This window comes from Ascidiimonas meishanensis (assembly GCF_037782385.1).
Lineage (GTDB): Bacteria > Bacteroidota > Bacteroidia > Flavobacteriales > Flavobacteriaceae > Ascidiimonas > Ascidiimonas meishanensis.
In genome coordinates this window covers 16,012-31,351 of record NZ_JBBEXD010000010.1, presented here as the reverse complement: position 1 = coordinate 31,351, position 15,340 = coordinate 16,012, and the positions used below count along the sequence as shown (strand labels likewise).

15 protein-coding genes and 1 pseudogene are annotated in these 15,340 nt (G+C 32.9%); 1 reads left to right on the top strand and 15 read right to left on the bottom strand.

Annotation, left to right across the window (positions count from 1 at the left end):
* Positions 1-168: 168 nt before the first annotated feature.
* The 11 genes from WBG07_RS15595 to WBG07_RS15545 form a co-directional block, all read right to left on the bottom strand.
* Positions 169-1,437 carry a serine hydrolase domain-containing protein gene (locus WBG07_RS15595; protein WP_340202540.1) on the bottom strand — a complete coding sequence of 423 codons (1,269 nt, stop codon included), beginning with the start codon at positions 1,435-1,437 and terminating at the stop codon, positions 169-171.
* A 202-nt stretch (positions 1,438-1,639) separates the two neighbouring features.
* Positions 1,640-2,053, bottom strand: coding sequence for an EthD family reductase (locus tag WBG07_RS15590; RefSeq protein WP_340202538.1), 414 nt, complete (start codon positions 2,051-2,053; stop codon positions 1,640-1,642).
* A gap of 603 nt (positions 2,054-2,656) precedes the next feature.
* On the bottom strand, positions 2,657-3,199 hold the full coding sequence (locus WBG07_RS15585; protein ID WP_340202536.1) for a DinB family protein: 543 nt from the start codon (positions 3,197-3,199) through the stop codon (positions 2,657-2,659).
* Between the two features lie 346 nt (positions 3,200-3,545).
* On the bottom strand, positions 3,546-4,103 hold the full coding sequence (locus WBG07_RS15580; protein ID WP_340202534.1) for a YbhB/YbcL family Raf kinase inhibitor-like protein: 558 nt from the start codon (positions 4,101-4,103) through the stop codon (positions 3,546-3,548).
* An 88-nt stretch (positions 4,104-4,191) separates the two neighbouring features.
* Positions 4,192-5,031, bottom strand: a complete 840-nt coding sequence (locus WBG07_RS15575; RefSeq protein ID WP_340202532.1) for a helix-turn-helix domain-containing protein — start codon at positions 5,029-5,031, stop codon at positions 4,192-4,194.
* Between the two features lie 215 nt (positions 5,032-5,246).
* Entirely contained in the window at positions 5,247-5,669 is a 423-nt protein-coding gene (locus WBG07_RS15570; protein WP_340202530.1) for a type II toxin-antitoxin system VapC family toxin, read from the bottom strand.
* On the bottom strand, positions 5,666-5,914 hold the full coding sequence (locus tag WBG07_RS15565) for a DUF6364 family protein (RefSeq protein ID WP_340202529.1): 249 nt from the start codon (positions 5,912-5,914) through the stop codon (positions 5,666-5,668). The genes WBG07_RS15570 and WBG07_RS15565 overlap by 4 nt, the downstream gene beginning before the upstream one ends.
* A 333-nt stretch (positions 5,915-6,247) precedes the next feature.
* Complete coding sequence (locus WBG07_RS15560; RefSeq protein ID WP_340202527.1) at positions 6,248-6,676, bottom strand: VOC family protein; 429 nt, start codon at positions 6,674-6,676, stop codon at positions 6,248-6,250.
* A 406-nt stretch (positions 6,677-7,082) separates the two neighbouring features.
* Positions 7,083-8,138: a serine hydrolase domain-containing protein gene (locus WBG07_RS15555; protein ID WP_340202525.1), complete on the bottom strand. Its 1,056-nt coding sequence runs from the start codon at positions 8,136-8,138 to the stop codon at positions 7,083-7,085.
* 408 nt (positions 8,139-8,546) lie between these two features.
* Positions 8,547-9,155 carry a hypothetical protein gene (locus WBG07_RS15550; protein ID WP_340202523.1) on the bottom strand — a complete coding sequence of 203 codons (609 nt, stop codon included), beginning with the start codon at positions 9,153-9,155 and terminating at the stop codon, positions 8,547-8,549.
* The gene (locus WBG07_RS15545; RefSeq protein ID WP_340202521.1) at positions 9,152-9,490 is read right to left on the bottom strand and encodes a PadR family transcriptional regulator; all 339 of its coding nucleotides are present in this window, start codon (positions 9,488-9,490) and stop codon (positions 9,152-9,154) included. Before WBG07_RS15545 ends, WBG07_RS15550 begins: the two co-directional genes overlap by 4 nt.
* A gap of 133 nt (positions 9,491-9,623) precedes the next feature.
* Here WBG07_RS15545 and WBG07_RS19520 point away from each other — a divergent pair.
* Positions 9,624-9,864 (top strand): annotated as a pseudogene (locus tag WBG07_RS19520) (hypothetical protein); the annotation flags it as partial.
* An 81-nt stretch (positions 9,865-9,945) separates the two neighbouring features.
* On the opposite strand, the gene WBG07_RS15540 reads toward WBG07_RS19520, so the two are convergent.
* From WBG07_RS15540 to WBG07_RS15525, 4 genes are all read right to left on the bottom strand, one after another.
* The gene (locus WBG07_RS15540) at positions 9,946-10,992 is read right to left on the bottom strand and encodes a ligand-binding sensor domain-containing protein (protein WP_340202519.1); all 1,047 of its coding nucleotides are present in this window, start codon (positions 10,990-10,992) and stop codon (positions 9,946-9,948) included.
* A 508-nt stretch (positions 10,993-11,500) separates the two neighbouring features.
* A complete protein-coding gene (locus WBG07_RS15535) occupies positions 11,501-12,388 on the bottom strand; it encodes a hypothetical protein (protein ID WP_340202517.1) in 888 nt (295 codons plus the stop codon).
* Between the two features lie 427 nt (positions 12,389-12,815).
* Positions 12,816-13,166, bottom strand: a complete 351-nt coding sequence (locus WBG07_RS15530; RefSeq protein ID WP_340202516.1) for a hypothetical protein — start codon at positions 13,164-13,166, stop codon at positions 12,816-12,818.
* Positions 13,167-13,676: 510 nt separating this feature from the next.
* Positions 13,677-15,266, bottom strand: a complete 1,590-nt coding sequence (locus tag WBG07_RS15525) for a toll/interleukin-1 receptor domain-containing protein (protein ID WP_340202515.1) — start codon at positions 15,264-15,266, stop codon at positions 13,677-13,679.
* Positions 15,267-15,340: the final 74 nt, after the last annotated feature.

The window sequence follows — 15,340 nt, the reverse complement described above, 5'->3', positions numbered from 1 at the left end:
CAGTCACTGTAAACAGAGATACATTTAGGCAAATTACACAAACATTTCTTCTTCAAGTACAAAGAAAGAGGAATTAATAGCTTCAGGATAAGGGAGATAGCTTGGTTAAGTAGCAAGGCAAGCATGGTACAGATTTCTTAATGGTTGCACTCTTCTTAATGATCCCTATTATTTACTCGTTTCTTCTACCTTAAGTTTATCAAAATATTCATTCATTTTATCCCAAATAGCATAGTATTCTAATTCTTTGGCGCGTTCATCATTTCCCATATCTGTATTTATAACAATGTATCTTCCCGTTTTTTTCTCTTTGTCAAAATACATCCAAGTACCCACGCCTGCATCTCCTCCTGAATGTCCTACATACCCCAAAGCACTATGGCCTATAAAAATTGCGGGATTGTAATCACCATTATAAGGGTTACTGGAATTGCGTGATTCAAAGTTTTGTGCTGTTAATTGTTCTTCAAATAGTTCTTTATAGCTTTCTTTGTTAAGCAGTGTGCCTTCTCCACTATACCCTTTAATCAATTCTAATACATATTTAGCCATATCACTGCTTGATGAGATTAACATTCCATCAGGATAGGTGATGGCGGTATAGAATGGTAAAACGGAATTATCATTTCTGTATAACCTAGCATGTTTTGTGATGTCTACCTCTGCTAAGAACCAAGCTGTTGAATTCATATTCAATGGCTTTAGGATGTATTCTTTGGTAAATGAATCGAAAGATTCACCGGTTGCTTTTTCAATAACCAAGGCACATAAGGTAGCTCCTATGTTAGAATAGTTATAGCGTTCTCCTGGTTTGAAGTTGAGGTAATTTTCTTTTTGATAATAGGCTCCCTCTGTTTGTAAATACCCCTTAAGGTATATTTCCATGGGAATATCTTTTTCTGATGGGTTCAATTGTTGTTCAGGGTAATCTGTTCTTACATTGGTTAGATCTTGGTTTTTGGTGAGAATCCAAGCTCGGGCCATATATTGTTCCGTATCGTTAATTCCAGAAGTATGGGTAGCTAATTGTCTTATGGTAATCGTATCATTGGGATAATTTGGGTTACTTACGTTAAAGGGTAGATAATCCTGAATGGGATCGTCAAGTTTTAGTTTTCCCATTTCTTTGGCTTTCATTAAAGCAATACCAATGAGGGTTTTAGAGACCGATGCAATGTGCTGGATGGTATTTTCTGTATACTTTTCTTTGGTTTCCCTATTAGAAAATCCAAAGCCTTTTTCGTAGAGCACTCCGTTTTGATTCACCATAGCAACCGCAAATCCGTTTATTTGTCCGCTTTTCCAAATAGAATCCAATTCTGCTGTTAAAGAGTCTTTTGTAATTTGGTTTTTAGTGATAGGGTTTTTATCGTTTTTATTTTGATTACAAGCTAAAAATGTAATACTGAGGATACTTAGTAAAATTATTTTTTTCATTAGTTGTTTTGCTTTCCTATAAGGATTAAAAGTTTGCGTTTTGTTACAGTTTTAATATTTTTTGCTCGTATTTTTCAACCAAACATACCCAAAATCTATGGTTTTTCTTGTAAAATAGTCTCAAAACCAACTGATAAGGGGGTAGTACGGATTAATTTAAAATTCTTGGAGTGGGATAAAAAAAATGGCTTTTAAAAGGGTTCTATTCTACTGTTTGCACCTCACTAACTTGCACCACGGGTTGAATATTGGTGTAGTTTGGAACATCTTCTCTAAGTTTGGCAGCATGTAATTTCATAGCATTTTGAAAAGAAGTCATGGTATCAAAATAAAAGTACCCAATGGCTATATATGGAAGAGGCCTATCTGGTTTTCCGTTTGCGAGTCCCTTATCAATGGACATTGCCTTTAACGCATCTCCAAATAAACGGGCCGCCATGGGCATGTGTTTGTTAGCATAATAATCCATATTGAATGTTTTTCCTTCTCCGTTGGGATAAAAGATGGCTACTTTAATCATTCCCTTTTTTATTTTAGTAGGGTCTGAAGGGGTTTGTTGTTGACAACTCACTAAAACACAGAAAGTAATAAGTAGCGCACTAAGTTTTGTTTTCATATTTGATTAATTTTTAATAAGCTTAAAAATATTTATAAAGTTAAATGGTTTAGATAAGATAAGAGGAAGACTCTTTAGTTTCCAATAACTAAAAGTAAATCAACATAAGTTCAATATAATTTTCATAAAATAAAATTTTGAATTCGTTACAATACTTCGGTTAACTAGGATGTTTTTAGATTCGTATTTTCATTTTCTTTGCGCGCACAGGGGCGAACGTAAAAAAAACAGCTAGTAGCTGTTTTTAGTGAAGCAGCCAGGCGGTGTGGGGAAAACAAAAGAAAGTGCGCTTTTTCCTGAGGTGTTTTTAGCCGAAAAAGCTAAAACCTCATTCATTTTCCTAAATTTTAGTTCACTATACTCTATTTTCTTTAAAGGAGTTCATGAATTTACATTTCTCCAAGGTTTCAAAAATTTTTAACGGAAAATGCCTGATACACTGCGGAAAAAGAAAAAATTCCATAGAAAAACTAATTCTTTTAATATCAAACAAAGAGGTTAAATTAATAATTTTATGATTAATTACTATTTCGTTGTTTTTCAAGAAATCTTACGTTTTTCAAAAATTCTCGTTGATTAATTTTTAAAGTCAATTTAGTTGGCTTATTGAAACAAAACATATCTGGGTGGCACGAGTCCGTTGAGTCTCATATAAACAAGCATTTGTCCTCGGTGATGTGTTATATGATCTGCAAGTAACAGGAAAATTTGACGCTTGGTTCTACTCAATCCAAAGTAGTCTAAGGTGTCATTAAATTGAGTAGTATCAAATTGTTCAATTAATGTGATGCATTCCTCAAAGGTCTTATTAAGGGTTGCTATCATTTCTTTTTTAGATTTGTTGGTAGCCTTATAAATAGTGTCCGTTTTCCAGACTCTTGCTTCGCGTCCGCCTAATAAGGACTGGCTGTGCCAATCTATAGCAAATCCTATATGCATTAAATTTTCGGCAAAGGTTAAAGACTCGGGTGTCGCTTTAAAGTCATATTTGTCTTCAGGCATTGTTTCTGCAACCAGCAGTAAGTACTTCCGAGAATTTTCCAATCGCTCTAAATAGTCTTTAATAAAATTATCCTGTTGTGAAAACACAGGTGATGTTACCGCGCTAAAGAACATAATGGTTAGTAAAACGAGAAAGGGTTTCATAGTATTTGTAATTCATTTTTTATAAAAATAACAACTTCTCAAGTAGTTTTAGTTCTTTACAGAAGTTTTGTTGACCTGAGAAAAGATATTTTACTCTAAAAACACCTTTCTTTTTATTGATGCATCGTCATTTCCAACGCCTTGCTTAGCTGGGTGCCTGATGTGTGTTTCATTGTTAAACCGTTGTTTTTAGAAGTTGCAAACTGGCGGGAGCAGGGGATGGTTTTATTCATACCAACCCCTACAGTAATAATAGAACCAATTGGGTTCAGTCAACCTTGTGTTCATGTTAGAATCTAACTACCACATCCTGCCTTGATAATTGGGGGAACGCTTTGTTATAGTTTTACTTCTCACCCCTTTTATAATAAGAAACAATACTAGCTTTTGCCAGTGTATTATTCCAAAGATAATAGCCAACTACAGCAGGGTTTGTATTTTTGTTCAACCCCAGTTTATCAGTTTTTAGAGCGTAAACGGTAATTATATATTGATGTAAACCGTGATCTTCAGGAGGGCAAGGTCCGCCGTATCCATTGGTTCCGTAGTCTGTGATACTCTGAATAACTCCATCGGGTGTTAGGTTTAATGCTGTATTGCCCGCGCCAGAGACTAGTTCATTAGTAGTAGCCGGAATGTCAAAAACAACCCAATGCCACCATCCACTTCCAGTGGGTGCATCAGGGTCATACATGGTTACGGCAAAACTTTTAGTTTCCTCAGGCGCATTTTGCCATGATAATTGTGGAGATTGATTTTTTCCGGTACAGCCAAAGCCATTAAATTCTTCATTAACTGTAGCTTCTCCACCTAAATTGTTGCTTGATAAAGTAAATGTATTTTGCGCAAACACATTACTTGCTAAGACGATTAGAATCGCTAAAAGGATATTTGATTTCTTCATAAGAGTTGTTTTTAGTTATACCTACAAAATTAGAAGAGAATTCAATAGGTGTGATACTTAATTCAGTTCAAAAAGTATTGATAAAAGTTCAATTTAATTGATACTGTTTTGGTGTGACACCATATTTTAGCTTAAAAGCCTGAATAAAGTTTGATAGGTTCTCATAACCTATTTCCTGAAAAATATCTGAAGGTCTTTTTGATTCTTTTTTTAATAAAAAAGCAGCATGTTCAAGTCTCTTATCCTGAAACCATTTGCTAGGAGAACTGTGAAAATTTTTCTCAAATTCTCTTTTGAAAGTGGAGACACTCATATTCGATAGAAATGAAAGTTCTTTTATGGTGAGTTTGTTTAACCTATTACTTTCAATGGTTTGAATGAATTTTTGGTTAAGATCGTCATTATTATAAGTTAAAGAATAAAGAAAATCTAACCCATTTAGTTCTGTTAGGTAGAGCATTATTTCCTCAAACTTTGTTTTTAGAATGTTTTCTTGAAACGATTTTGAAAGCTTTGAGATATCTAAGAGGCTATCCACAAATTTTTTTATAAATGAATCATAGTTAAATGAATAGGTTGAGTAGTATGTATTGGAATTAGCAATGACTAATTTAAATTTTCGTATAAATTCCATCACATCTTGGTTAGAAAAGAAAAATAGAATACTTCGGTAATATTCTGAATTCTTTGAAAGCTTTTCGGTCATTAAACAATGTCCAGACTTCATCAAAAGAAATTGTGAATTATCTATTGCGTAGGTAGCATTGTCAAAAAACACTTCTTTTGTTCCTTCTTGAAGAAAGCTTAACGTATTTTTATTCAAGAAGATTTGTTGTTTGGATATTTCAGTAGTACTTCCATAATTATAAACCACAATTGACATTGAAGAATTCAAATTTAATTCGTCTGGTAAGGTAATGGTCTTCATTGGTTTTCAATTGTCTCTAAGGAGTTTGGTTATGATTAGTTACGTGGTTAAGCAACTAAATTAGTAAATACAAACCGAATAGAGAATCTGGATGCCTCAACTTTTTTAGGAGTTGTAAACCTTCAAAACCTCAGAATTGAGAGAATTCTAATTTTTTTCATGTTATTGAAGCATAATCATTTCTAAAGCCCTGCGCAAAGGGGAGCGGGTAGTAGTTATACAGTATTTAAAGATTTTAAAAACTCGTCTGCTGTCATTACAGGTAATACCGATTTTTTAAAGTCTTTTCCATTTCTTGTTAGTATAATTTCACAGTCTGATTCTGTAGCACTAAAATATTGCAAAGCATCTTCAAAATCCTTAATAGAAGAATTAAGTGCTTTTTCAACAGTTTGTTCGTCTAAACTACATATTTCGCTAATTATTTTAAATTTGCGCAGTTTTTCACTCGCAATTTTTCCACTCTCAAATTTTGCAAGAAAATAATTTACGGTTGCGAATGAAATAGGAGAAACCACCATGGTTAACTTCTCTTTTTCGGCTAGTGTAGCAATTTTGGCAATAGGTTCATAAAAGGGTTTTCGTTCTCCTAACAAGTCTAACATGACATTGGTGTCTATAAAAATCCTTTTGATCATTTATACTTATCTATTAAATGGTCAGTATATTCTTTTTTATAGTCTAAATCGGCTGGGATTTCAGTTCCCGTTGCAATGCTTTTTACGAAAGGTGAAATCTCAAATTCATCGGTTTCATTTTCCGTAATCAAAGATTGTAAGTAGGCTTCAACAATTCTAGAAAGACTCATTTTTTTACTGGAAGCATATTCCTTTGCTTTCTCAATAACCTTTTGATTAAGTTTTAAAGTCAACTTTGTGTCCATAAGCTTTATTTGTACGTATAAATATACAAAAATTACCCGTATAGCTAAATTTTATTGACTTTAGACGGGTATTTTTACTTTATCATCTCTTTGTTTTTATGATGTTTTAAGAATATGTACAGCCTTTTTGATATGGTTTCTTTTATTAAAAAATGATCATTTTGAAAGCCCTGCGCAGCGGGGAGCCTGATGTATTTTTACTTTTTTGTTTATGGTGAAGGTTACGCCCAACCCTGTTGATGCGGGGAACAATTAATTACTGGCAGTAGCTAGTTTTATATATTCCATCTTATTTATTTCTCTAAGGAGGGCCACTTATAACGTACTTTAAATTTATTCTGAAAGGTTAAGTTGCCATGAAATACCGTATTTATCTGCACACCATCCAAATTTTTTACCAAAGCCGTAATCTCCTGAACCTTCGTAGTTGTCTAGAGGAACCATAATTTGGCCTCCATTTGAAGAAAGTTCTTCAAATAAAGTTTGGATCTCGTTTTCAGAGTTGCATGCCACAAAAAGTGATACCCCTGGCGTAAAAGTCCAAGCGTGATTAAAATTACTTTCAGAAACCATATACGCTGTGCCATTTAAGGTAAACACTCCATATTTGATAAGTTCTGGTGTTCCTCCAGCTTCTCCTTTTGCGTATTTTAGTACGCTTTTAATTTCAGCGTTTGGAAATATAGAAGTGTAGAAATTTATTGCTTCTTCTGCCTTTCCGCATTGATCTCCCACAAATGTTAGAAATGTTGTTGTTTTCATTTTTTTGAAATTAAGTTAACATGAAATTTTTAGTATTTAAGCACTACCAAAGGCAGTTTATCTCAAGACTACCAAAGATTTAGATTAAAAATACGTATTTCTGTTTATGATTGGAAGTATTTTTAAGTGCCCCACAAATTGATTACTTGTTCGTGCCTAACTTTTCCACGGCAATCATGTTATCTAAATAAGTGGAGTAAGGGGGTGAGTTGGCTGTGGGACTGTCCTTTTAAATATTCCATCCTTTACGTTCGGATTATGTACGAGCCGTGTTTTTATTTTTTCTATTTACTTTTTAATTTTTAAACATACAAAAGTAAAAATTTGGCAGACTTAATAAATAAGCAAAAACCTTTTGGAAACCCTGTAATAGCTATGTTTTATATACGTTATTCACAAATGTTTTTTATCCCAATACTTGTTTGTAAATCGTATTAATCAACTCTCTTATCAAATCGGAATTTTTGTGATTTATCATTATCACTATTCCCCAATTTGCTTTCTTGTCGTAAGCAAAAATAGAGGAACAGGAAAATGTGTCACCTGCTTTATAAAAGAAAGTATCATTTCCGTTTCGTTCTATTTCTTGTCCGAAACCTATTTCCATTTGAGTGTTTTTATAGAAGGTTTTTTCTGTTACTGAAGTTGCCTTCCCAGTTTTGCCTGTATTTGATAAAAGTGTTTTTAATAATTTAGACATGTCAAATGTGTTGGACTTTAGCAAACCTGCTGGTGCAAATAATGAATTCCAAACAAAATAATCTTGCGGTACTCCATTTATATCGTGTCCAACAACTTTGTTCTTAACATTAAAGTCCGTTGTCAAAGTAGTATTCATTTTTAATGGAACAAGTATTTTTTCCTTTACCAAGTTATCAAAACTTTTTGAGTAGATATTTTCTAACATAATGCCCATTAAAACATAACTTATATTTGAGTATCTATAAGTACCATAATCTGATAATTTTGTACTGTCGTTGATAATGGAATGAATAGCCTCTTTGCTTATGTCTAAAGGTTGTTTAGGATTCAATTTGATAAGTTTACCAAAATCAAAATCCGGCAGACCTGATTGATGGGAAGCTAAATCGGAAATTTTTATTTTGTCTTTTATTTTTTCAGACAATAGGTATTCTTTCGGTAAGTAGTTATCTATAAAGTGGTCAATTTTCAATTTCCCTTCGTCTTGGGCTTGTACTATTAAGTTAGCAGTCAGCAATTTTGTAATAGAACCAATTTCATAAACTGTATTTTCGTCCACTTTCAAATCACTTTCCCGACTGATTTTTCCATAATTGAAGAAATATTCTTTTCCGTTGTCTATAAATCCGATACTAATTCCGATTTCAGGGTTTTTATTTTGAATAGCCTGACAAATTGAATCAATTTTTTTCTCTCGGGATTGCCCAAACACAAGTTGACCTGATATTACTAAAATTACTACACTAATAATGATCTTCATTTGTTTTCCTATAAGTTGGCAATATTTAGTAATGGTACAGAAATGTTGTTTTTAATGTTTCCTAATGGCAGTTGGTCTCAAAACTACCAAAGATTTGGGTTAAAATACGTATTTCTACTAATGATTGGAAGTATTTTTAAGCGCTCCATAAATTGAGTACCTATTTGTGCCTATCTTCTCCATGGCAATCATGTCATCTAAACAAGTGGTGTAAAACGTGAGTTGAGTGCGGGATTTTCTTTTTAAATAAGATCGGAATAGTAGAAAAGCAATCAAAAATAATACGGTAAAACTATGGTTAAGTTTTGAGATAGTCTGACGCTTCGGCTAAAAAGCGTTGGTGTCCTGAAGTGCAGCAATGATTTTTTAGCCAATGTTACCGGCTTTCTATTTTTCTATTCAACAATGCTAAGAAACTGATTTCTTATACATGGTAAAGAAGTAGAAAGGTAGAAATCCAAATGCAAATACAAATGCCCCTAGCATCAATAGTAAATCTGCTCCTTGCAAATGCATTAACTTGAATAGACCAGAAAGACCTGCTACAACTGCGGCTACAACCCCTAAAATTAATTTCAATTTCACAGAAATTGCTTTAGATAGAGAAACCTTATATCTATCAATGGCGATAAGAGGTATGAAAATTAAGAGAAGTGTCAAGAATCCTACCGTAAACAATTCTGTGCCAAAAGGTATTCTAAGTAGCTTAAATGTTACCCCAGCGGTCAAGGTAATTGATCCAATAAATCCAATTAGGTACATTAATTTTTTCATCATTAGTATTCGTTTAGAGTTTAGTAAAAAAATTGTTTTGTGTTGAATTTCAATCAATCCGTTTGGTGCTAAATCCATTATGGCTTTATCTAACAATTGCTCGAATGATTTACCCTTCCCCAACTCACTTTCAACCACACAGCACAAATGGTCTATTACATCATCACGGAGCGTTTGGATTTTTAGTCCTTGGCTATCCACAAAATTGGTGATCCTATTTTCTTGCTCAGTGGTTAATTTCATGTAATGTTGAGTTCAGGAAAAACAAGTTTATTAAGAGTTGCCAAAAAGTCTTTCAACTCTTCTAGATATCGTACTTTTTCCACTTTACCTTTGGGTGTGAGAAAGTAGTATTTTCTAACTCTCTTTCCTATATACTCTTCTTTATAGGAAAGAAGACCATCCTTGGTCATTTTTTGCAAAGCAGGATATAATGAGCCATCCTTAAGTAAAATTTTTTCATCCGTAAGTTCTTTTACCCGCTGAGAGATTTCATAACCATACATCTTTTCATTTTCTGCCAATAAATTAAGAATGATTGCAGAGAGTGTTCCTTTAAGTAGTTCTTTTGAATACATAGAACAAATATACATAGATTATTAATATATCATAATTCTATGTATATAATTTTGAGGATATTTTCAACAATCACTGTAATTCAGTTTGATTTTTGGTTAAGCTACGATGTAATCGGATTATTAAAAATGGACTATGAAGGGGAAACGACAAAGTACTGTAGCGCTTGTTTTTGGCACGTTAACTCAGTTTATGGGGCTAAGCAAGATCAAGCTTGTGCTTAGTTTATTGAAGTAACCATTGGAATTAGGCAGACTAATAAGTGCATGCAGCTATCCGCAATCGCCTATACCCTTTCGACGAAGTGCTTAGAACAAGCCTCCAAAAAAAGTTAAAATTCACTCAAAATAAGGTGAAAAATGGGGTGGGAAGCCTTCTCTTTCTGCGAATTATAAAACAAATGCGCGAAGGCTTATGCAACAGTTGTCGGTGTTAGCGGTAGCTCTTTTTTCCTTCGTTATTTTGTAAATTTTTCAAATGTTTTTCCATTAAATTTATACGCTCCGTTTTCGTGCGTCCCAAGCCAAAGGTGGCCTTTGTTGTCTTTGTATATGCTAAATAAAGCAATCTGTTTGGATTTGTCTTGAACGGCATAATGTGTAATTTTTGTTCCATCATATTTCCAAACACCATCAAGATAGGTGACAAACCACAAATTGTTATTATGATCTTTTACGGTTGATAGATACTCGTCTAAATTGCTGTTCTTTTTCCCATCTAAACCGCCTATGCTTTGATGTCTTGTGTAAAATTTATTGCTTTTTAATGTTGTGCTGTCATAAACACCATATCTATATTCGGTATTGAACCAAAAGTCGCCATTTTTGTCTTCCGTAATTGAACGTACTCCGTTTGCACCTTCGTCGCGAAATTCGGTTACGTCTTCTTCTGTAATCCATTCAAACGATTTTCCATTGTACCTACAAACTCCAACAGGGTTTGTGCCAAACCAAATGTTTCCTTTACGGTCTTTATAAATGCTGTAGATTTCAAAAGAATTGGGAAGCTTAGGTGGTTTGGGTAATTGCAATTCATATAGGGTACTTCCGTCATACCTATATACTTTCTCATTTCTAAAAGCGTGTTTAAACCACAGATCTGTAGGTTTGAGTTTCCAATCATTACTCGAAATTGCCGATAATGTTGTAAATGTATTTCCATCAAATTTAACTATGGTAGAAGTTGGGTGACAACTTGTGAAGTAGAGGTTGCCAGATGTATCTTCTTTTATTTCATCAATTCTATTGTTAGGCAAACCGTGCGCTGTGGTATAATTAATCAATGTTTTGCCATCGTATGTATACACTCCTGTTTTCCAACTACCAAACCAATAAACATTCTTCCTGTCTTGATAAACAACCATGATATTGCTACCAAGCTTGGTTACAATCTTGCCTTTTACAGGGTTGTCTGTTTTTAATGGTTGTTTTGAGGTCTGTCCGTTACAAGAGGTCAATAAAATTAATGCGTTGAAAAATATAAATAGATATGGTCTTAGGGTCATCTGATTGAAATTTGTACGGTCTTCATTGCGTTACCGCTTACTGCAGTTGGTCTCAAAAACTACCAAAGATTTGGTTTAAAATACGTATTTCTGTTAAGGATTGGAAGTATTTCTATGCGCTCTATAAATTGAGTAGGTGTTGGTGCCTAACTTCTTGATTGCAATTATAGCATTCAAACAGGTGGGGTAATGGGTGAGTTGGGTGCGGGATTTTCCTTTTAAATATTCCATCTTTAAGATCGGAATATTAGAAAAGATATCAAAACGAACAAAGTAAACCTATCGTTAAGTTTTGAGACAGTCTGACGGCTACGTATATGAAAAGTAGCGCTGAAAATAAGCGGTTTCTTTTCGGATGAACACAAGCCAGATTTTTAAATTTTACTATTTATCTTTTTACTTGGAAATCGTCAAATTTAAAAATTTGGCGACTTTCCAAATGTGCCCAAACCATAGTGTTAGCAACGACTTGTGCTATTTTTTATATACATTGTTGGGCACAGTAATTTTAGTTAATCTTGTTCAATTGGTCAGATATTAATTTATTCTTTTTTGCTTTTTCTTTTTTATCAATTTGTTCATCTAGTACTATTTCAATTGCAGTTCTTAATATTGGAAAATATCCTTTGCATTCATCCTCATCAAGTTCGTGGATTCCTTTACTTAAAACTGAATAAATTTTACCGTTTTCCACAAGAAAAGCAGGTAGTTTGTCTTTTGCTAATTTTATTTTTTCTTTAAAATCAGATTTCGAAATTTGCTCATTGGTTAATTTTCCATCAGCAACTAATTCTTTGATTGCAGGATAAACAATATGTTTTTCTATAATTCGTCTTAAATAAACGAAAGAGCCAATTCCAATTCCGTGAGTGGAAAGTCCAACAGCTCTATTTAATTCAGAATATATTTCATCATTAAGTTTACGATATTTTTTTAATCCTTCTTTTGACAAATCAGCTAATGTTGGATGTTGTCCTATTTTAATCATTGTAGTACCAATCACTCGAAAAACGAATATTTGACTATGAGCTGAATCATTCGGTTTTCGTGGACAATTAAATTTCCTTATGAAGATACATTTCTTTTCTAATTCTTCAATCAGCGTGATTTTTCTTTCGTCTCCAGGAAATCCACTATACATTCCAGCACTCATAAGTAAATCACTCAATTCTTGTTGGTCAATTTGACTTGAATCTTCACTATTAAATGTAGTATGTTTTTTGCAAATTGTACAGTAGGAATCAATTATTTTAAGATTGTTATATGCATCTTTATCATCTGCATAAAACAAAAGATTAAGCAATTCCATTCTGTCAACATCATTTAAAATATACTCTGTAAAAAGAGGGTCTTTTAAAAGTATTTGCTCATAATTGATAGAGGATTCTTTGTTCATAAGGTTTTTTCGTTATTGTGCCCAACTAGTTAGTAAACGCAATAGCGTTTACTTCTCTTATATTTATTTTTGTAATCAACTTAAAATCAATACGATATCCGTTTTTAGTTGGTTGTAAACATTTAGAAATGGCTAAGGTGTATTTAGATTATCCATTCAAACATACCAAAAACCAATGGTTTTTCTTATAGTCAAGCTACAAACACGTATTTATTCGTAAGAAAATAATAACAATATTTCTTATGCCTGCGGCAAGATAAAGAAGTGGGGTTTAAAAAGGGTACGGGAATCCGTAAGGGTAGGAGTGAGGTTTATTGTTTTGGTTATTGGCATTTTGGTAATTTTCTAAAACCTCAATCCTTCTGGGCGTTCATGTTGGGTCATACCGACCACAGCCTGTCCTGGGAATACGGGGAACGCTTAGTTATTATTGTAAGTTGTTTTTATTTATTTTCTTATCAATTTGATACAGGCATTCCCACGTTCCAATTGTTCCTAATGCAAAAAAGACTATCAAGTCCCAAAATCCGTAATTGTCAATATTCAACTGAACATCAAAGTAGATTGGTATTATTGTTACGGCAGTTGATATAATTGCCGCAATAATTCCATATATGATTTTTTTCAAAACCGTTCCTCTCAATTGGGTCAATGAAAATGACAGGTGAATCAAAACAATTGAGGGAATTGCAAAATTTTTCATCCCTGTAATTCTGTCACCTGAAACCATAATAATTATCATAGTGAGCAAGAAAGGAATTACAATGGCTCCTATCATTAATATTAAATATTTGATTGCTCTGTTTTGTATCATTTGATAATAACTTACAACGTCAGTCTGTCTCAAAAACCACCAAAGATTTTGATTAAAAATACGTATTTCTGTTAATGATTGGAAGTATTTTTAAGCGCTCTATAAATTGAGTAGGTGTTGGTGCCTAACTGCTCCATGGCAAACATGTCATCTAAACAAGTGGGGTAAGGGGGTGAGTTGATATACATCTGGCTGCTATTAGATATAATCCTTGAACAAAATTCTCAGGGCAAGCCTCCAAAACACTTGAAATTCACTAAAAATAAGGTGAAAAGCAGCGCGAAAGGCCTCCACTTTGTTCAAATCATGAAATCATGGCTTCAAAACTGTTATTCCGCCTATTTAAAACCTGTTAATTTGACAATCTAAAACAATAAACTAAAATAAAAAAACCCTTCTGAAGGGCTTGAAATAATTAACTTTATAATCAATTATTGGCTTGTACAACGACTACTATTGTTAGGCACAGTATTTTTAATTATAATATTCGTACTTGTCAGTATTTAAATAGTATTCTAATCTTCGCTGCATTACTTCTTCACAATAAAAGGGTAAATTATCAACATCAAACCTCATCATTTGAGTCTGTGTCAATCTTTGGTCACTTTGAAGTGCATCATCCTCAGTCATATCTAGATACATAGTGATAATTTTTTTTCCCATAAACCAGGCAGCTCCCCATTCAGTTGTAACGTATGAACTATTTTTACTGCTTTTAGAATATAACAAACATACCTCTCTACAATTGTTTAGTCCAATTCTAATTTTTTCATTAAACAAATCGCCAGACTTCATTTCCTTATCAGCTTTAAAAACTGACAAACCATTTTCTTCTAATTTTTTCCTTATTCTTTCAGCGTGTTTATCATCTCGACTTGAATAACTTATAAAAACATCTTTTTTTCTATTCTTTAGATATTCTCTTTGATCTTTAAAGTGTTTTCTTATGTAGTTAGGATAAACAGGCAATATTTTAGGCCAAAACTGAATGTGTTCAAGTTCTTTCGGTTTATTTTCTTTATTCAGTCTTACTATTAAATTTTTGAAGTGTTCCATAAATGATATTTGGTCATTGAAATTTTTAGGTGTTTCTATAAACATATTTATACGACCACTACCATAATTATCACGACACTCATAAAGTTGATTGTATGACATCCAAACTTTAACACTAGAATTTAATTGATTCATAAGAAAGTTTAAAAGACCTCTAGTAGTACTTGATGAAGTTCCCTTTCTCTCATAGTAAATTGATATTTTATAAATAAATGTTAGTTTTTCTCGAGGAATAATTCTAATCCTGTAATTTAAATAATGAGATTCTGACTCTATAAAACCAATTGTAGGAAGCTGTCTTTGATTTTCATCTCTTTTATCTGCAATAGCTAAAATATTTCCTATTTTTTTACCAGAATTCGAGACTATATTACCATTTGTGTATCTTAAGCTGAATGGTTTATAAAGAGTTTGCGTGTCTAAATCTTTTGCATTTTCTATTCTTTTATTTGTTATGTTATGAAAAAAGTGTAAACCTGTATTAACACTACTAATGAGAGGGTTTATTAAATCAATATCTTTTTTATCAACCCAGAGCAATTTTTTCCCTTTATCTCCAAACTCATTTACAAGTAATTTGGATAGTTTACCCATTTCAAAATATGTCTCTTCATAATAAGATTTGTTATCGAGATAAGTAAGTTCCTTGTTTATTAATGAGTCAAATGATATATGTAAATCCCAAGTGCTATACCTATGTGCTGAACGATTTGAAACTGAATGCGCTATTGAGATGCCATTTTGTTTTAAAAATTCAGTAATAATTGGAATTGAAGTTGACTGTTTTTCTAATTTCATTATGAGCCTACCTGTACATTTCCAATGTTTGAAGGGAATTGGGGTAATCATAAAATCAGTCTTTTCTATAGATTCGTCATCACTTTTGGAGCGAGGATAATATATTCCAAACAATATTGAACCATCAAATACTGTTTGGCTTTCAATAATATTTTTATGAAGTTGAATTACTCCATCGCTATTAACATAAATTATTCCACTTGTTCTCATAGTTGGTTATATTGTGCCTAACGGTCTCGTATAACCGTCAGTTACGGGTTAATATGCGTTAATTTTCGGTTTGG